Annotated in this window: 19 protein-coding genes and 1 riboswitch; of the genes, 6 read left to right on the forward strand and 13 right to left on the reverse strand. The window is 72.6% G+C overall.

Going from position 1 to position 18174, the window contains the following annotated elements:
• Window positions 1–23: 23 nt before the first annotated feature.
• Window positions 24–503, reverse strand: coding sequence for an NUDIX domain-containing protein (locus BIV03_RS11820; protein ID WP_071295855.1), 480 nt, complete (start codon window positions 501–503; stop codon window positions 24–26).
• A gap of 61 nt (window positions 504–564) precedes the next feature.
• Here BIV03_RS11820 and nagB point away from each other — a divergent pair, with 61 nt between their 5' ends.
• Complete coding sequence (nagB, locus tag BIV03_RS11825; RefSeq protein ID WP_071295856.1) at window positions 565–1350, forward strand: glucosamine-6-phosphate deaminase; 786 nt, start codon at window positions 565–567, stop codon at window positions 1348–1350.
• A gap of 9 nt (window positions 1351–1359) precedes the next feature.
• On the opposite strand, the gene BIV03_RS11830 is transcribed toward nagB, so the two are convergent.
• Window positions 1360–2547, reverse strand: a complete 1188-nt coding sequence (locus BIV03_RS11830; protein WP_071295857.1) for a MalY/PatB family protein — start codon at window positions 2545–2547, stop codon at window positions 1360–1362.
• Between the two features lie 36 nt (window positions 2548–2583).
• Entirely contained in the window at window positions 2584–3249 is a 666-nt protein-coding gene (locus BIV03_RS11835) for a hypothetical protein (RefSeq protein ID WP_139201953.1), read from the reverse strand.
• Between the two features lie 109 nt (window positions 3250–3358).
• On the opposite strand from BIV03_RS11835, the gene BIV03_RS11840 reads away from it, so the two are divergent.
• Window positions 3359–5815 carry a GH92 family glycosyl hydrolase gene (locus BIV03_RS11840; RefSeq protein ID WP_254790873.1) on the forward strand — a complete coding sequence of 819 codons (2457 nt, stop codon included), beginning with the start codon at window positions 3359–3361 and terminating at the stop codon, window positions 5813–5815.
• 12 nt (window positions 5816–5827) lie between these two features.
• Here the strand turns inward: BIV03_RS11840 and nagA are convergent, their stop codons facing one another.
• From nagA to clpS, 8 genes are all read right to left on the reverse strand, one after another.
• A complete protein-coding gene (gene nagA / locus BIV03_RS11845; protein WP_175475814.1) occupies window positions 5828–7000 on the reverse strand; it encodes an N-acetylglucosamine-6-phosphate deacetylase in 1173 nt (390 codons plus the stop codon).
• Window positions 6997–7395 carry a YrdB family protein gene (locus tag BIV03_RS11850; protein WP_083295174.1) on the reverse strand — a complete coding sequence of 133 codons (399 nt, stop codon included), beginning with the start codon at window positions 7393–7395 and terminating at the stop codon, window positions 6997–6999. The genes nagA and BIV03_RS11850 overlap by 4 nt, the downstream gene beginning before the upstream one ends.
• Window positions 7396–7402: 7 nt before the next feature.
• On the reverse strand, window positions 7403–8290 hold the full coding sequence (gene purU / locus BIV03_RS11855) for a formyltetrahydrofolate deformylase (RefSeq protein WP_083403393.1): 888 nt from the start codon (window positions 8288–8290) through the stop codon (window positions 7403–7405).
• A 269-nt stretch (window positions 8291–8559) separates the two neighbouring features.
• The gene (locus BIV03_RS11860) at window positions 8560–9894 is read right to left on the reverse strand and encodes an MFS transporter (protein ID WP_083295175.1); all 1335 of its coding nucleotides are present in this window, start codon (window positions 9892–9894) and stop codon (window positions 8560–8562) included.
• 164 nt (window positions 9895–10058) lie between these two features.
• Window positions 10059–10490, reverse strand: coding sequence for a MarR family winged helix-turn-helix transcriptional regulator (locus BIV03_RS11865; protein ID WP_071295859.1), 432 nt, complete (start codon window positions 10488–10490; stop codon window positions 10059–10061).
• A 51-nt stretch (window positions 10491–10541) separates the two neighbouring features.
• Window positions 10542–11483 (reverse strand): GNAT family N-acetyltransferase, encoded by a 942-nt coding sequence (locus BIV03_RS11870; RefSeq protein WP_071295860.1) that lies wholly within the window; start codon window positions 11481–11483, stop codon window positions 10542–10544.
• The gene (locus tag BIV03_RS11875; protein ID WP_071295861.1) at window positions 11480–11956 is read right to left on the reverse strand and encodes a DUF2017 family protein; all 477 of its coding nucleotides are present in this window, start codon (window positions 11954–11956) and stop codon (window positions 11480–11482) included. Before BIV03_RS11875 ends, BIV03_RS11870 begins: the two co-directional genes overlap by 4 nt.
• Window positions 11953–12252, reverse strand: a complete 300-nt coding sequence (clpS, locus tag BIV03_RS11880) for an ATP-dependent Clp protease adapter ClpS (RefSeq protein ID WP_083403394.1) — start codon at window positions 12250–12252, stop codon at window positions 11953–11955. Before clpS ends, BIV03_RS11875 begins: the two co-directional genes overlap by 4 nt.
• Before the next feature lie 37 nt (window positions 12253–12289).
• A riboswitch (ZMP/ZTP riboswitch) is annotated at window positions 12290–12375 on the forward strand.
• Between the two features lie 59 nt (window positions 12376–12434).
• On the opposite strand from clpS, the gene glyA reads away from it, so the two are divergent.
• From glyA to BIV03_RS11900, 4 genes are all read left to right on the forward strand, one after another.
• The gene (gene glyA, locus BIV03_RS11885) at window positions 12435–13718 is read left to right on the forward strand and encodes a serine hydroxymethyltransferase (RefSeq protein ID WP_302847420.1); all 1284 of its coding nucleotides are present in this window, start codon (window positions 12435–12437) and stop codon (window positions 13716–13718) included.
• A 26-nt stretch (window positions 13719–13744) separates the two neighbouring features.
• On the forward strand, window positions 13745–14656 hold the full coding sequence (locus BIV03_RS11890) for a tetrahydrofolate dehydrogenase/cyclohydrolase catalytic domain-containing protein (RefSeq protein WP_070419370.1): 912 nt from the start codon (window positions 13745–13747) through the stop codon (window positions 14654–14656).
• A 211-nt stretch (window positions 14657–14867) separates the two neighbouring features.
• A complete protein-coding gene (locus BIV03_RS11895; RefSeq protein ID WP_071295862.1) occupies window positions 14868–15320 on the forward strand; it encodes a hypothetical protein in 453 nt (150 codons plus the stop codon).
• 29 nt (window positions 15321–15349) lie between these two features.
• Entirely contained in the window at window positions 15350–15853 is a 504-nt protein-coding gene (locus tag BIV03_RS11900; protein ID WP_139201954.1) for a hypothetical protein, read from the forward strand.
• Between the two features lie 41 nt (window positions 15854–15894).
• Here the strand turns inward: BIV03_RS11900 and galK are convergent, their stop codons facing one another.
• The gene (galK, locus tag BIV03_RS11905; protein ID WP_071295864.1) at window positions 15895–17031 is read right to left on the reverse strand and encodes a galactokinase; all 1137 of its coding nucleotides are present in this window, start codon (window positions 17029–17031) and stop codon (window positions 15895–15897) included.
• The gene (gene galT, locus BIV03_RS11910; RefSeq protein WP_071295865.1) at window positions 17028–18137 is read right to left on the reverse strand and encodes a galactose-1-phosphate uridylyltransferase; all 1110 of its coding nucleotides are present in this window, start codon (window positions 18135–18137) and stop codon (window positions 17028–17030) included. The genes galK and galT overlap by 4 nt, the downstream gene beginning before the upstream one ends.
• Window positions 18138–18174 lie beyond the last annotated feature (37 nt).

Raw genomic sequence — 18174 nt, forward strand, 5'->3', positions numbered from 1 at the left:
CACCGCGCCTCCCGTCCCGTGGGTCAGCGCTGGAAGCGCGCGGCCGGGTCGTCGGACAGGGCCGCCTCGATCCGCGCCCGCATGGTCGCGGGCATCTCCGGCAGCGCGTCGAGCCGCGCCCAGAAGGCCTCGGTGTTCTCACCGTCGGCGGGGAAGGGCTCCCCGGAGACGTACCGGCAGGCGAACACCAGGTCGAGGTACTGCGCTCGGTCACCGTTCGGGTACGTCATCTCCGGCAGCACCTGCACCCACGCGAGGCGCTCGGCGACGGCGACGACGTCGGCTTCCTCGAGGACCTCGCGTTCGGCGGCGACCGCGGGTTCCTCGCCGGGGTCGACGATGCCGGTGACCGGCGTGAACGCGTGGTTGTCGGCCCGGCGCACGACGAGGAGCTCACGGTCCGGACCCTCGCCGCGCGTCACCACGGCGGTGACCCCGGTGAGCCAGAGCGGCTCGTTCCCGATCTTCGAGCGGAGGGACAGGACGAAGTGAGGCGTGGGCATGCCGCCACGCTACCGACACGGGACCCTGTCGCGGACTGGTCATGACCAGTAGGCTGTCACCGTGGAGATCATCATCCTGCCCACGCCGGCTGAGGTCGGTCGCGTCGCCGCGGCCAAGATCGCCTCCGTCGTCGCGAAGAAGCCGTCCGCCGTCATCGGTGTCGCCACCGGGTCCAGCCCGCAGGGCATCTACGCCGACCTGCAGCGTCGTGTCGACGCGGGGGAGATCTCGTTCGCCGAGGCCCGCGCGTTCGCCCTCGACGAGTACGTCGGCATCCCGCTCGAGCACCCCGAGTCGTACGCCTCGGTGATCCAGCGCGACGTCATCGATCCGCTCGGGTTCGAGCCCTCCCGCGTCCGGGTCCCGGACGGCCGCGCGTCCGACCTCGAGTTCGCGGCGAAGGAGTACGACGCCGCGATCCGTGCCGCGGGCGGGGTCGACGTGCAGATCCTCGGGATCGGCGCGAACGGGCACATCGGGTTCAACGAGCCGACGTCGTCGTTCGCGTCCCGCACGCGCATCAAGACCCTCGCCCCGTCCACGCGCGAGGCCAACGCCCGGTTCTTCGACAGCCTCGACCAGGTCCCGACGCACTGCATGACGCAGGGGCTCGGCACCATCCTCGAGGCCCGCGAGCTCGTCCTCGTCGCCCAGGGCTCGTCGAAGGCCGACGCCGTGGCCGCCGCGGTCGAGGGGCCGCTGTCGTCGTTCGTCCCCGGGTCCGCGCTGCAGCTGCACGCGCACGCCACCGTCGTCGTCGACGAGGAAGCCGCGGTGGGCCTCGAGCTCGCCGATTACTACACGTACACGTACGCGAACAAGCCGGCCTGGCAGCTGTTCGAGTAGGGCCGCGGATCAGCCGCCTGCACGTCGTTCGAACGCGGTGTGCAGGCGGCTGAGTCCGTCGTCGAGGGTCTCCGCCGAGCACCCGAAGTTGAGTCGCGCGAACCCGGCCCCCTGGCGTCCGAAGTCAGGCCCGCTGCCGAGCGCGACCTTCGCCTCGTCGACGAGCAGGGCTGCGGGGTCGTCACCCCACGGGAGCGCCCGCAAGTCGAGCCACGCCAGGTAGGACGCCTGCGGCTGCCGGTACCCGGTGCCGGGCAGCACGTCACCGAGTCGCTCGGCCAGGGTGCGGCGGTTCGCGGCGAGCTCGGTCAGCAGCGACGCGAGCCAGGGTCCGCCCTCGCTGAACGCCGCCACGCTCGCGGTGTACCCGAGGATCCCGGTGCGCTCGACGACCTCGCCGGGCATGCCGTCGAACCAGGCGCGAGCACGCTCGGAGGCGCCGACCATCAGGGCGCACTTCGTCCCCGCGAGGTTCCACGCCTTGCTCGCGCTCGTCAGGGTGACCCCGAGCTCCGCTGCCTCGGGGCAGGAGTCGAGGAAGGGCGTGAACGTCGCGTCCGCGTGCACGAGCGGCGCGTGGATCTCGTCCGAGACGACCACGGCGTCCCACTCGGCGGCGACTCGGGCGAGGGCGGCGAGGTCCTCGCGGGTGTGGACGAGTCCGAGGGGGTTGTGCGGGTTGCAGAGCAGCACCGTGCGGGCCCCGTCCGCGAACGCCCGGCCGATCCCGTCGAGGTCCATCCGCCACCCGGCCGTCGTGTCGAACGGATCCGCGGTGCCCTCGGGTGCGAGCAGCGGGACCTCGGTCACGGAGCCGCCTGCCTCGGCGACGTACTCCCAGAACGGCGGGTACACGGGCGGCATGATGACGACCTGGTCCCCGGGCTCGATGACCCGGCGGAGCGTCTCCACCGCAGCCACCGAGACGTCCGTGGTGGTCCGCACGAGGTCCGGGTCGAGGCGCCACGACCAGCGGGCCTCGGCGAAGTCGGCGAACGCCTCGGGGAGCGCCCGGCCGTGCCCGACGTACCCGGTGTCGCCGTTCGTGACCGCGGCCACGAGGGCGTCCCGCACGGGTTCGGCGAGCATGCTGTCCATCTCCGCGACGAACATCGGCAGCACGTCCGGCGGGTAGGCCGTGTACTTCTCGCTGGTGCGGGTGCGGTGCGCATCGAAGAGGGAGACCATGACGCTCATGGGGCCATCCTCGCAGCGGAGGGTGTGATCTGGACCTCAGTCGACGTCGGCGAGGGTGTACGGTCCGCTCGCGCCCGCGAAGGACACCACCTGCGCCCGGACGCCGACGTCGCCCTGCATGCGTGCTGCTGTGCGGAGTCCCAGTGCTCGGGTCCCCGCGTCACCGAACGGACCCCCGGCCCGCTCGGTCAGCGCGCGCCACCCGACGATCGCGCGCGCGGTGCCCTCGCGGAGCCCGGCGGCGCGCGCGGACATGATCTCGGCGCGGCGGCGGCCGTTCCAGGACTCGACCTCGGTGCCGACGCGGTCGGCGGGCGCCACCACGACGGGGTGCGCGACCGGGAAGGTGTCGATCCCGCTGCCGGCGCCGCACCAGACGTGGACGTCGTCACCGACTTCGAGCTGCACCCTGCTCGCGAGCGTGAACGCGTCGACCCGGTGGGCGTCACGGACCGCGGCCGAGGGCCACTCGAACGACGTCCCGCTCAGCGCGTCGAACACGTCGTTCCACGCCTCGAGGTCGTGCCGCAGGGCAGCGCTGAGGCCGAGGCCGTCCGCGTCCGGATCGACGAGGCCGACGTCCTCGGAGGATCCGCGGTACCAGAGCGGCGAGTCCCCGACGCCGTACTCGGCCATCACGAGGACGATCGCCCGCGGTGGGCGACGTCGACCGCCCGGCGCGTGCTCGTCCCCGTGGTGCATGGCGTCCATCCAAGCAGGCGCGGGCGGGGCGACCGATCGACGTGAACAGCAGGGGAGCGCTCGGTGACCGATCGCGCGTCCCCCGTCCGAGGGGTCTAGCGTCGCGGGCGTGAACCGTTCCCGCGTGCACCGTCGCCCGCTCCTCCGCCCGCTACCGCTCGCCGCGGTGGCCACGATCGCCGCGCTGCTCGGGACGGGGATGGTCGCCGCACCGGCGGTCGCCTCGCCGACCGGGCAGGCGGGGCAGGCGGCCCGGACCGTCTCCGACCCCGCCCGGTACGTCGACCCGTTCATCGGCACGAGCGGCGACGGCAACACCTGGCCCGGCGCGACCGCTCCGTTCGGCATGCTCCAGTGGAGCCCCACCGGCACCGCGGGCGACCAGACCTCGACCCCGGTCGCGAACGGCTACTCGTACGACGTCGACCGACTGCGGGGGTTCAGCCTGACGCACCTCAACGGTGCGGGCTGCGCGCCGGGGGCCGCCGGCGACGTGCCGATCATGCCCGTCACCACACCGGTCACGACCTCGCCGTCGTCCGACTCCACCGACGCGGTCTACGCCGCCGGCTACTCGCACGACGACGAGTCCGCGAGCCCCGGCCGCTACACGGTCCGCCTCGACAACGGCGTCCGCACCGACCTCGCCGTCACCACGCGCGCCGGCATCGGCGAGTTCGCGTTCCCGGCCGGCAAGGACGCGAACCTGCTCTTCCGCACGTCGAACTCGATCAACGGCAGCGAGGCGGCCACCACCCGCGTCGACGCACGGACCCGCACGGTCAGCGGCAGCGTCCTGACCGGCGGCTTCTGCAGCCGCCGTGCGAACGGGGGCGGGGCCACCAACCCCGACCGCCGTAGCTACTACCGCCTGTTCTTCACGGCGACCTTCGGCCGGGCGTTCACGAGCACCGGCACCTGGCAGGACGGCACGGTCCGGCCAGGAGGCACGTCCTCCTCCGGCGGGGAGGGCTACCTGACCGGCGCCGACCGTGCCGGACGCGGCTCCGGCGCGTGGGTCGGGTTCGACGCGCGTCGCGGTGCGACGGTGCACGCGAAGATCGGCATCTCGTACGTGAGCGCCGCAGGAGCCGTCGCGAACCGCGACGGCGAGGTGACCCCGCGCTCGACCGTCGCCAGCGTCGCGGCCGGCACCCGCGCCTCCTGGAACCGCGAACTGTCGCGCCTGCGCGTCGGTGGCGGCACCGCGGACCGGACCACCCAGCTGTACACGTCCGTGTACCACGCGCTCATGCAGCCGAACACCCTGAACGACCGTGACGGCCGCTACCTCGGGCCGGACCAGCGGGTGCACCGGATGGACAGGGGCCACAGGGCCGTCTACGGCACGTACTCCGGGTGGGACCAGTACCGGGCACAGATCCAACTGCTCGCCCTGCTGCGACCGGACGTCGCCGGCGACATGGCGCAGTCGATGCTGCGGTTCGCCGAGCAGAACGGCGGGGTGTGGGACCGGTGGCTGCACCTCGGTGCGCCGACGCACGTCATGACCGGTGACCCCTCGGCCGCGACCCTCGCCACCTGGTACGCCATGGGTGTCCGGAACTTCGACGTGCGGGCCGCCTACGCCTCGCTGAAGCACCAGGCGACCGTCGAGAACGCCGACGCCGAGAGCGACATCGGCTGCCCGGGCCAGTGCCTGGCGCAGCGGCCGGCCCTCGACGAGTACCTGCAGCGGCAGTACGCGGCGAACGACGACTGCTCGTGCTGGGGTGGCGCTGCCGAGACCCTCGAGGACTCGATCTCCGACAGTGCGCTCGGGTACCGGGCCTCGTCGCTGGGGCTTCGCTCGGACGCCCGGATGTTCAGCGCCCGTGGTGCCTACTGGAAGAACACGTTCAACCCGGCCGTCGGGTACCAGGCCGCTCGCCAGGCCGACGGATCGTGGACGCCGGACTGGTCGCCCTCGACCGGAACCGGGTTCGCGCAGGGGACGAGCGCGCAGTACACGTGGCTCGTGCCGCAGGACGTGCACGGGCTGTCGACCGCGCTGGGCGGAGACGATGCCGCTGCGGCTCGCTTGGACGCCTTCTTCCACGACAGCTCCGGCGCGTTCGCGGTGACCGGCGGTGACCCCACGAAGTTCGATCCGACCAACGAGCCCGACATCCACACGCCGTGGATGTACAACGCGCTCGGCAAGCCGTGGAAGACGCAGGAGACCGTGCGTCGGGTCGTCGACGACGCCTACACGACCGGGCCGAGCGGGCTGCCGGGCAACGACGACCTCGGCACGATGAGCGCCTGGTACGTCTTCGCGTCGATCGGGTTGTTCCCGCAGACGCCGGGGCGGGCGGAGATGCTCATCGGCAGCCCGACGTTCAGCACGGTCGACATCCGGCGGTCGAGCGGGGAGCGGATCGTCGTCCGGTCCTCCGGCACGGAGGCGTACGTCCACGGTGCACGCCTGGACGGCCGGACGCTCGAGAAGTCCTGGGTGCCGGCGTCGTTCGTGACCCGCGGTGGGACGCTGTCGCTGCGGGTCGGGGACACGGCGGACACGTCGTGGGCGAGCGGGGTGCGGGGGCGGCCGGTCGACCGGTAGGCGCCGCGGGGATCAGCGGAGCCGCCGCCCGGCACCCCAGACGCGGCGGACCTCGAACGACGGCGACAACGCCACGAGGTCGGCGGCGTACCCCGGCGCGAGCCGACCCAGCCGGTCGCCGAGCCCCAGCGCCGCCGCCGGCACGCTGGTCAGCGCCGCCACGGCGTCCGGCAGCGTCTGCCCCGCGAGGGTCACGGCGTTCCGCAGCGCCACGTCCTGCGTCAGCGTCGACCCCGCGATGGTGTCCGTCCCCGCGACGTGCGCGATCCCGTCCGTCACGGTCACGGCGAGGGATCCGAGCGTGTACGGGCCGTCGGCCGCACCGGCAGCGCCCATGGCGTCGGTGATGAGGGCGACACGACTCGGCGCCGCCCGCAGCAGCATCGACGCCACGGACGGGTGCACGTGCACGCCGTCGAGGATGAGCTCGAGCGTCACGCGGTCGTCGGCCACGGCGGCCGCGATCGGCCCGGGAGCCCGGTGGTGGATGCCCGGCATGGCGTTGAACGCGTGCGTGAGCAGGGTCGCGCCGGCGTCGAACGCTGCCCGGGCCTGGTCGTACGTGCCGACGGTGTGGCCCACGGCGACGGTGACGCCCGCGGCGACGAACCGTTCGGTCGCGTCGAGGGCGCCGGCGAGCTCCGGCGCGATGGTGACCTGGCGCACGACGCCCTCGCCGGCCTCGAGCAGGTCCGCGACCGGACCGGGCGCCGGGTCGATCAGGAACGACTCGTTGTGGGCACCCTTGTTGTGCGGGGAGAGGAAGGGTCCCTCGAGGTGGACGCCGAGCACGAGCGGGTCGTCGGCCATCACCCTGCGGATGCGGTCGAGCGAGGCGGTCAGCGCGGGGACCGGGTTCGCGACGAGGGACAGGACCGAGCGGGTCGTGCCGTGGGACCGGTGGACCTCGAGGGCGGCCGCGATCGAGTCGTCCTCGTACGCGGTGCCGCCGCCGCCGTGGCCGTGCAGGTCGATGAAGCCGGGCGTCAGGACGGCGTCGCCGAGGTCCACGACCTCGTGCACCGAGGTCGCCGCCGGTGCCTCGGGGCCGGAGCCGACCGCGTGGATCGTGTCACCGACGACGAGGACCCAGCCGTCCGCCGTGGAGCCGGCCGCGTCGACCACGTGGGCCGAGCGGATCAGGGTGCGCCGCGCCTCCCGTCCGCCGGAGCCGCCGACGTTCACCGGGTCTCCTTGCGGAACTGCACCACGCCCGACAGGGCCGCCACGAGGATGAAGACCAGCCCCACCACCGGGTGCCCGATCGAGATCCAGCACCCGCCGGCCGCGATCACGAGGGCGACCTCGACGATGGTCTTGCCGACGATGTCGGTCTCGATCGGCGACGCCTGCGACCGGAACAGGTACCAGACCACCGCCGCGAACACCGGCGCGCCGATCATGAACAGGATGCCGGGCATCGGGAACGGCCACGCGATGTAGCCCCAGTACGCCAGCGAGACCAGGCCGAAGGCGCACACCAGGATGCGGAGCACCGTCCAGCCGTCGAGCCTCCGCGGGCGGATGGCGTGCGGGTCCGGGGTGTCGCCCCAATCGACGGGGGACTGCGGTGCTGACATGCGGTGCCTACTTGAAGATGATGGTGCGGGCGCCGTCGAGGAGGACACGGTCCTCGGCGATCCAGCGCACCGCCTGGGTGAGCGTGCGGGACTCCTCGTCCTGGCCGATCGAGACCAGCTCGGCGGGGTCCTTCGTGTGGTCCACGCGGACGACGTTCTGCTCGATGATCGGGCCCTCGTCGAGGTCGCTCGTCACGAAGTGCGCCGTCGCACCGATGAGCTTGACCCCGCGGGCGTGCGCCTGCCGGTAGGGGTTGGCGCCCTTGAAGCCCGGCAGGAACGAGTGGTGGATGTTCACCGCGCGACCCTCGAGGGCGGCGCACAGCTCCGGCGAGAGGATCTGCATGTACCGGGCGAGGACGACGAGCTCGATGTCGTGCTCCTCGACCGCCTGCAGCACCCGGCGCTCCATCTCCTGCTTGCTCGCGGCGTCGGTCACCGGCCGGTGCTCGAACGGCACGGAGTAGAACGACGCGAGCTCGGAGAGGTCCGCGTGGTTCGAGAGGACGAGCGGCACCTCGATCGGGAGCTGTCCGCCGCGCTGCCGGTACAGCAGGTCGTTCAGGCAGTGCCCGGCCTTCGACACGAGGACGAGGGTGCGCAGCGGCCGGCCGACGACGTCGAGCTGGACGCGGGCGTCGTAGCGTTCGGCGACGGGAGCGAGCGCGGCCTCGAACGTGGAGCGGTCGACGGGGGCCATGACCTGGAGGCGCATGAAGAACGTGTTCGTGTCGACGCTCGAGAACTGCTGTGACTCGGTGATGTTCCCGCTCGCGGCGACGACGGCTCCGGAGACGGCGTGCACGATCCCGGGCTGGTCGTCGCAGACCAGCGTGAGGGTCCAGTGCGTGGGGGTCTGCTCGCTCGGGGCGGTCGGAGCGGTCGGGTCGGTCACCGGATCAGGCTACCGGGATCGGGCTGTCGGGAGGCGCGGCGCGGCCCCGCCGGTCGGGCTGCGGCCCGCCGGCGGTCGCGCGGCCGCGGCGCGCGCGGGCGGGATCGTGGGCAGAAACGGTCGGGTGCGGTGACGTGACCCGACCATTTCTGCTCACGAAGTGGGGTCCGCGGGCGCGGGCGCGGGCGCGGGGGCGGGGGCGGGCGCGCCGCGCCCGGCGCCGCGCCCGCCCGGCGCCGCGCCCGCCCGGCGCCGCCCGCGCCGCGCGGTCAGCGCGGGAGCGGCCGCGACAACGCCCGGTCGGCGATCGTCAGGACGCTCAACAGCACCGCGACCCCCACGATCACCCACGCCAGCACGTGCAGGTCCGGCGTCGTCGGGGCCTGGCCGAACACCCCGCCGATCAGCGAGGACGCCCCGATCGCCCCGATGTACACGCTCGTCCGGGACAGCCCCGCCGCCGTGCCGATGTACTCCGCCGGCACGACTCGGTAGAGCGCCGCCTGGTTCGACACGGACGCCAGGGCCTGCGGCACGCCGAACAGCGCCGGCGCGAGGACGAGCAGGAACACCGGCGACCCGGTGTGGAGCAGCAGGAGGAGCAGCCCGCCGACGATCGGCACCACGGCCGCGACGATGAGCGGCCCCCGCACGGCGGTCTTCCGGGCAATGAGGAACGACGCGACCCCGGCGACGATCGCCGCGGGCAGCTGCATGTACCCGGCGACGTCGCTCGAGTACCCCGCGACGTCCTGCACCCACTGCGAGAAGCCGTAGGTCATCGTGTACGCCAGCAGGTACACGAGGAACAGCCGCATGTACGTGCGCGAGAGGGCACCGTTCCGGGCGAGCATCCGAACGTCGACGAAGGGCCGCACGGCGCGGAGCTCCCAGAGCACGAGCGCGACGAGCAGCACGACCGCCGTGCCGAGCAGCCACCAGAGTCCGGCGGACAGGTCGAGCAGGAACACGAGCAGCGCCGACACGAAGCCGGTCATGAGCAGCATCCCGAACGGGTCGAGCGCGGTGAGGACGGGCAGGTCCTCGTCGGTCCGCGGCCGGAGCCTGTCGGACGGCAGCCACAGCGCGGAGACGACGATCCCGAAGGCGGCGAGCGGGACGTTGACGAGGAAGATCGCGTGCCAGCCGAACGCGGCGATGAGCGCTCCACCGAGGGGCGGCCCGGCGGCGGCGGACACGAGCGACGTGATCGACAGCGCGCCGAGCACGAGCGGCGGGGTGGGCTTCCCGATGCGGGCGGAGTGCTGGCGCAGGGTCGTCAGCGCGGCCGGGTACGCCGACGAGGTCCCGATGCCGATCAGCACGCGCGCGAACACCGCGCCACCGAAGCCGGTCAGGAACTCGGGCACGATCCCGGCGATCCCGACGATGACGAGTCCGGTCAGGAACACCTTCTTCGGACCGAACCGGTCGGCGAGCTTGCCCATCGTCGGCTGCGCGATGGCGCTCGCGAGGTACAGCGCCGCGACGAGCCAGATCGCCTGCGCGGCACCGATCCCGAGGTCGCGGGAGATAGGCGCGAGGGCGACCGACACCATCGTCGTGTTGATCGGGTTGAGCAGCGGTCCGACCAGGACCGGCACGAGGAGCTTCGGGCCGAAGCCGCTGCCGCCGGGGCCGGTCGACGGGGAGACGGGTGTGGGGGCGGTTGCGGTGGACGTGGTCGACTGCCTTTGCGAGGGGGTCGCGTCGTGACGGCCAGGAGGCGCGGCTCGCGTCGGTCGACGCGGGTCGCCCCTCCTGGTGGTCACGGTTCGACGAGGGGTTCGAGGATGCGGAGGGAGCGGGCGACCGTGGCACGGTCGTCTGGGTCGAGCGTCGCGAGGCGCTCGGCGAGCAGGCGGGTCCGGGCGCGGTGGGACTCGTCGCGGGCGGTGCGGCCGGCGTCGGTCGCGGCGACGATGGTCCGGCGCCCGTCGGTCGGGTCCTGCGTGCGGGTGACGAGGCCGAGGTCCTCGAGCGCCTGGACGGTCGCGCCCATCGACTGCGGGCGGACGCCCTCGGCGCGGGCGAGTTCGGCGGTCGTGGTCGCACCGTCGCGGACGAGCCGCCCGAGTGCGGCGGACTGCGAGGCCGTGACGTCGTCGACCTTGCCGACCAGGGTCGTGCGGCGGATCTTGCCGTACAGCGTCAGCAGCGCACCGGCGAGCACGTCCGAGCCGTCACCGTCCGATTCCATACCGTCACGGTACTACTTCGACAGGCGAACTTGCAAGGCTGCCTTCTGAACTCAGGGTTCGAAGACGATCCGCCGCTTCGTCACCACGAACCCCGCACGCTCGAACGCCCGACGCATCGGGGTGTTCGTCGCGTCCGTCGTCCCGACCACCCGCGGTGCACCGGCAGCGGCGTGCACCCGGACCGCCTCGGCCAGCAGTCCGTCGACGATGCCGCGCCCCCGGTGCTGCGGCAGGACGCCGATGGAGCTGACGGCCGCGTCGTACGCCGTCCGGGTCGCGATGACGAAGCCGACGACGAGCCCCTCCGCGTCGAGGGCGATCCGCCACCCGTCCCGTGATCCGGGCAGCGACCGGTAGAACGCGAGGTCGTCGGCGGCCGCACCCCGCGAGCCCAGTTCGGCGACGGAGGCCAGCGTGTGTGCATCGAGGCTCCCGACCGCGACGCGCGCGAAGAGGTCCACGAACTCGGCGTCGTCGCCGCCGCGGAACCGCAGGGCCGGCGTCGACACCGACCCCGTCGCGGGAGCGCCCGGCTGTTCGAGCGCGACGCTGACCCGCTCGGTCATCCGTCCGAGTCCGGCGGCACGGGCCGCTTCCGTCCGCCACCGCACGGCCGCGACGGCGTCGTCGTCCGTGTGCCAGTCCACCGCGACGTCGACGATCCACTCCGGCAGCGAACCGAACGCGGCGGCTCCCGCGGCGATGAGTCCGGCGGCGATCTCCCGGCGCTCGTCGGGGTCGGACGACCCCGGTGCGATGAGCAGGTCGTCGAGTGTCGACGGTGCCGTGGCGTCCGCGCCGCCCCACCAGAGCGCACGGCCGACGGGGCGACCGTCCCGCAGGGCCAGCCACGACCACTCCGGGCGGTAGTTCCCCGTGGCGGACTCGGCCCGGTACCGGTCCGCACCGATCCACGCGACCGGTTCGTCCGTCGAGAAGGCGAACAGCGCCTCCAGGTCGTCACCGTCGACGGGGCGGAAGGCGACGCTCACCGCGGACCGGTCAGGGTCTCGACCAGGTGCTCCTGCACGTACCCGAGCCAGTCGTAGACGTCCCGGAGGCCGACGCTCGCGTCGGCGGTGTACGACTGCTCCTCCGTGGCGGAGTCCACGATCCCCAGCCGGTCCGCGATCGTCAGCCGCAGGTCCGTAAGACAGCGCAGCCAGGCCTGCTCGTCCGAGGTCTCGAAGGCGCCGTCCCGTGCCCCGGTGAGCCACGCGTGCACGGCCCGGGCGTTCTCGGTCTTCCTCGCCACCAGGTCCGACTCGGTCCACCGCCGGAACTCCGCGCTCGCCTCGGCGTCGTCGCGGTAAGCGTCCGGGAACATCCGCGCCGCGACCGGGTCGGATGCGAGGTCCCCGTCGAGCACCTGCTGCAGCTGCTCGGTCAGCGACGTGAGCACGCCGCGCTCGCCGGAGGACATGGCGAGGTGCACGCCGTCGGCACGGCGGACGAACGGGATCACGGAGCGGGCGCCCTGTCCACCGAGGCCTGCAGCCCGTACCCGTGCATGGCCTCGACGTGGGCCTCCATCGCTTCGCGGGGGCCGGTCGCCACGATCGCGCGTCCCTCGTCGTTCACCTGGCGCATGAGTCGCTCCGCCTTCGCCCGTGGGAAGCCGAAGTACTGCTGGAAGACGTAGGTCACGTAGGACATGAGGTTCACCGGGTCGTCCCACACGACGGCGACCCACGGCGTGTCCGGTCGCACGCTCGTGCGGGCGTCGGTGCGCTCGTCCACGTCGGGCGTCAACAGGGTCATGCACCCAGGGTGACACGAACCTGCTCGCTCGGTACGATCGGGGGGTCGCGACTGGCGTTGGATGGGTCACCATCGGGGAGCGACACCTGACACGGTGCGCGGCCGTACGCCTGGGCCGCGCCCACCCGTCCACCTCGTCGTGCGCGTGCGCGACGGAACAGACAACGAGGAGTCCCGTGTCCATCACCGATCTGCCCCCCGCAGCCACCAACACCGCCTTCAACGCCCCGCTGAACGAGGTCGACCCCGAGATCGCCCGCGTCCTCGAGCAGGAGCTCGGCCGCCAGCGCGACACCCTCGAGATGATCGCATCCGAGAACTTCGTGCCGCGCGCCGTCCTCGAGTCGCAGGGCTCCGTGCTCACCAACAAGTACGCCGAGGGCTACCCGGGCAAGCGCTACTACGGCGGCTGCGAGTACGTCGACGTCGCCGAGCAGCTCGCCATCGACCGCGCGAAGGCGCTGTTCGGCGCCGAGTACGCCAACGTCCAGCCACACTCGGGTGCGACCGCGAACGCGGCCGTCCTGCACGCCATCGCGTCCGCCGGCGACACCATCCTCGGCCTCGAGCTCGCACACGGCGGTCACCTGACCCACGGCATGAAGCTCAACTTCTCCGGCCGCATCTACAACGCCGTCGCGTACGGCGTCGACCCGGAGACGTTCGAGGTCGACTACGACGACATCCGCGCGAAGGCCATCGAGCACCAGCCGAAGGTCCTCATCGCCGGTTGGTCGGCCTACCCGCGCCAGCTCGACTTCGCGAAGTTCCGCGAGATCGCGGACGAGGTCGGCGCGAAGCTCTGGGTGGACATGGCGCACTTCGCCGGTCTCGTCGCCGCCGGCCTGCACCCGTCCCCGGTGCCGCACGCCCACGTGGTGTCCTCGACGGTGCACAAGACCCTCGGTGGCCCCCGCTCCGGCATCATCCTGTCCAACGACGAGTCGCTCTTCAAGAAGCTCAACTCGGCCGTGTTCCCGGGCCAGCAGGGCGGTCCGCTCATGCACGTGATCGCCGCCAAGGCCACCGCGTTCCTGCTCGCCGCCACCCCGGAGTTCAAGGAGCGCCAGGAGCGCACGATCCGCGGTGCACAGGCGCTCGCCGCACGGCTGACGGCCGACGACGCGAAGGCTGCGGGCATCGACGTCCTCACCGGTGGTACCGACGTGCACCTCGTGCTCGTGGACCTCCGCACGTCCGAGGTCGACGGCAAGCAGGCCGAGGACCTCCTGCACGAGGTCGGCATCACCGTCAACCGCAACTCCGTGCCGTTCGACCCGCGCCCGCCGATGGTCACCTCGGGTGTCCGCATCGGCACCTCGGCGCTGGCCACGCGTGGCTTCGGCGACGCGGAGTTCACCGAGGTCGCGGACATCATCGCGCTGACCCTCATGCCGAACCCCGACATCGACGCGCTCTCGGCCCGGGTGAAGGCCCTGACCGACGCGTTCCCGCTCTACGCGTGAGCGCCGCCGCCCCGTCGCCCGCGCCGCTGCCGCGCGAGCGCTGGGCGGGTGAGGGCAGTGCCGTCCGCATCGACGGCACCGCCCTCGCCGCCCGCACGCTCGACGACCTGAAGGTCCGCATCGACCGGCTGCACGACCACGGGTTCCGCCCCGGGCTCGGCACGATCATGGTCGGCCAGAACGCGGGCTCGGTGTCCTACGTCGCGGGCAAGCACCGCGACTCGGCGCAGATCGGGCTCGACTCGGTCCGCATCGACCTGCCCGAGACCGCGTCGGCCGCCGACATCCGGGCAGCGATCCTGCAGATGAACGACGATCCCCGGGTCACCGCGTTCATCGTGCAGCTCCCGCTGCCGCAGGGGATCGACCCGATCCCGATGCTCGAGCTGATGAACCCGGCGAAGGACGCCGACGGCCTGCACCCGACCAACCTCGGTGAGCTCGTGCTCGCCGTCCCGGGCGGTGCCGGCACGATCGACGCACCCCTGCCGTGCACCCCGCGCGGCATCGTCGCGATGCTCGAGGCGTACGACGTCCCGATCCGGGGCCAGCACGTCACGATCATCGGGCAGGGGCTCACGGTCGGTCGTCCGCTCGGGCTGCTCCTCACCCGGCTCGAGGCCACCGCGACCCTCACCCACTCCCTCACCGAGGACGTCGCCGCCGAGTGCCGCCGCGCGGACATCATCGTCGCCGCGGCCGGTGTCGCGGGGCTCGTCCAGCCGGACTGGGTGAAGCCCGGTGCGGCGGTCATCGACGTCGGCATCAGTCGCGTGGTCTCCCCGGACACGGGCAAGGCTCGCCTCCGGGGCGACGTCGACCCCGCGGTCGCCTCGGTGGCGGGCTTCCTGTCGCCGACGCCCGGCGGTGTCGGCCCGATGACCCGCGCGATGCTGATGAAGAACGTGGTCGAGGCCGCCGAGCGCCACTTGCACTAGCGCGCGGCGCGCGTCGCGCGCGCCGCGCTGTGCGCTTCGTGAGCAGAAATGGTCGGGTCCCGTCGTGGAACCCGACCATTTCTGCTCACGAAGCACGGTCGGGAGGCGCGGGTCGCCGCCGCCACGTCCGCGCGGGCACGAGGTGGCCGGGTCCGGGGCGTGCCCCGGACGGGCGCTTCTGCCGCGGCCGGCACCGCGCTACCGTTCGAGCATGACCACCTCCGCCGCGGAGCCTCGGGCACACGAGTCGCTCTTCACGAAGGACGCCCGCAAGCTCGTCGGGATCACGCTGCTGTGCCTGTTCCTGCAGGTCCTCGGACAGAACTGGTCCGCTCAGCCGCGGCTGCCCGGCAGCACGGACGTGCACGAACTCGGCTTCGTGCAGTTCGAGGCCCGGCCGTGGAGCGGGTGGGTGCTCCTCACCGTCGGCTTCGCGGTGGCCGGCTTCGTCGTCGGGGTCGCTCGGCGCGGAGCCGCACGGTGGGACCAGGACCGCGTGCTCGCGCTCGGTCTGGGCGGGGTGGTCGGGGTGACCGTGCTGGTGTGGGTGCTGTTCATCGTGCAGTGGCAGTGGGTGTACTGGGCCGTCGCGCACGGCGACCTGCACCCGTTCACGATCGGTGACGTCTCGTGGTCGATCCAGCGACTCGAGGGCGCGCCGTGAGCGTCGACCGCAGTGCTACGGTCTCGAACATGGGGGAGAACGTGCAGACCGCGCCCGTGATGGCGCACGCCGGACGGCAGCTGCGACCGCGAGCGCGGGGCCTCGTGCTGATCGGGGCCGTCGCGCTCCTGTCGTACCCGACGCTCACGATGTGGTCCGCCTCGTCGGAGTACGGCGGGACGGACGGCGACGGGCACTGGATCGACAACGCCGGCAACCCGCTGTCGAGTGCGCCGCCCACCGTGCACGTCGAGAGACACACGGCGCCGGCCGCGATCGCCGTCCTGCTCCTCGTGGTCGTCGTCGGGGTGTTCCTGCCGCCGATGCTCGCGCGGTTCGGCAAGCGATCGCTCGGTGACGTCGTCCGGTTCGCGGCGTACCTGGCCGTCCCGGTGGTCGTCGTGGTCGGCGTGCTGATCTACACCGTGTGGCAGGGGCACGTCGTGATGGACCAGATCGACCACGAGGTCCTGCACCCGCACGGCTTCCCGTGGGGCGGCGTGACGGTCACCACAGGGCACGCGACCCGCTGACCCGGGGCCCCCGGCCGGCCCAGCCCGAGAGACCCGGCGCGTCAGTCGCGCCGGACGCCCTGCGCGGCGTGCACCGTGAACACCGTCGGCTCGCGGTACCCGGCCGCGGCGAAGGCGGCGGCGACCGCGTCTGCGATCGTCTGCCGCGCCTCCTGGTCGACCAACGCGATCGCCGCACCGCCGAAGCCGCCACCGGTCATCCGCGCGCCCACCGCACCGTGCTCCATCGCGGTCGCGACCGCGAGGTCGAGCTCCGGCACCGAGATCTCGAAGTCGTCCCGCATCGACTCGTGCGACGCGACCAGCAGGGACCCGATCGCCCGCGGCCCGTGCTCGCGAAGCGTGCGGACGGTGTCGAGGACGCGCTGGTCCTCGGTCACGACGTGCCGGACACGGCGGAAGGTCTCGTCGTCGAGGAGTTCCTGCGCGCGCGGCAGGTCGTCGACCGACAGGTCGCGGAGCGCCTCGACACCCATCACGGCCGCACCGTGCTCGCACGACTCGCGTCGGGCCTTGTAGCCGCCCGTGGCGTGCGCGTGCTCGACGCGCGTGTCGACGACGAGGACCTCGAGCCCGTTCGCCTCGAGCGCCAGGTCGACCACGGCGGTGTCGAGCGTGCGGCAGTCGAGGAAGACGACCGCGTCCTGCTCCCCGAGCAGCGAGGCGGACTGGTCCATGATCCCGGTGGGGGCACCGACGGCGTGGTTCTCGGAGTACTGGCCGACCCGGGCCAGGGTCTTCCGGTCGAGCCCGAGCTCCCACAGGTCGTTGAAGGCGAGTGCGACGCCGCACTCGATCGCCGCGCTCGACGAGAGCCCGGCACCGACCGGGACGTCCGACTCGATGAAGACGTCGAAGCCGGTCTTGTCGGTGAGGTCCGCGCCCGCCTGCTCGCGGAGTGCCCACGCGATGCCGAGGACGTACGCCGACCAACCGTCCATGCGCTCGGGCGCGAGCTCGTCGAGGGAGAGCTCGACGACGGTGCCCGCGTCGAACGCCGACGCGACGCGCAGCTGCCGGTCGTCCCGGGGCGCGATCGAGGCGGTCGTGCGACGGTCGATCGCGAAGGGCAGCACGTACCCGTCGTTGTAGTCAGTGTGCTCGCCGATGAGGTTGACCCGGCCGGGCGCGGAGTACCGCACCGCGGGCTCGTACCCGTAGACCTGCTGGAACGTCATGCGCGTTCGATCCCTCCTCGGATGAACTCGGCCGCCTTCTCGGGGACGAGGTCCCCGATCCACGCGCCCATGGCGGCTTCGCTGCCGGCCAGGAACTTGAGCTTGTCCGCCGCGCGACGCGGGGACGTGATCTGGAGCATGAGCCGCACGGTGTCGCGGCCGGTGTGCACCGGCGCCTGGTGCCACGCGGCGATGTACGGCGTCGGGTCGCCGTAGAGCTTGTCGATCCCGCGGGTGAGCCGCAGGTGCATGTGCGCCAGCTCGTCCTTCTCGGCGTCGGTGAGCCCGGCGAAGTCGGGGACGTGCCGGTGCGGGAGCATGTGGATCTCGATGGGCCAGCGTGCGGCGAAGGGCACGAAGGCGGTGAAGTGCTCACCGGCGAGGACGACCCGGTCGGAGGCGCGCTCGTTCGCGAGGTGCTGCTCGAACAGGTCCGGCCCGAACCGCTCGATGCTCTCGAGCAGGCGCTGGGTGCGCGGGGTGACGTAGGGGTAGGCGTAGATCTGCCCGTGCGGGTGGTGGAGCGTGACGCCGATGGCCTCGCCCCGGTTCTCGAACGGGAAGACCTGCTGGATGCCGGGCATCTGGGACAGCGCCGCCGTGCGGTCCGCCCACGCCTCGACCACGGTGCGGGCGCGTGACTCGGAGATCGACGCGAAGGAGCCCTCGGTCGCGGGCGAGAAGCAGACGACCTCGCACCGCCCGACGCTCCGGAACTGCCGGTTCAGCCCGACCTCGGTCAGGGAGTCGAGCGATGGCGGGGCGTCGTCCGCCCCGTCGGGTCCGGCGAGCATCGGGCCGAAGGACGGGGAGCGGTTCTCGAACACCGCGACGTCGTACCGGCTCGGGATCTCGGAGGGGTTCTCCGCCGACTGCGGCGCGAGCGGATCCTGGTCGGCTGGCGGCAGGAACACGCGGTTCTGCCGGCTCGCCGCGATGGACACCCACTCGCCCGTGAGGACGTCCTGCCGCATGCGCGCCGTCTCCGGCCGCGGGTCGAGGACACGCTGGTCGATGCTGCGTTCTGCGGGCAGCGTCGAGTCGGCGTCGTCGAAGTAGAAGAGGTCGCGTCCGTCCGCGAGCTTCGTCACGCGCTTGGTGATCACCGCACAACCCTAGCGGCTCCACGAAGCATTGCGAAAG

Origin of the sequence: Curtobacterium sp. MCBA15_016 (assembly GCF_001865105.1) — a bacterium.
Lineage (GTDB): Bacteria > Actinomycetota > Actinomycetes > Actinomycetales > Microbacteriaceae > Curtobacterium.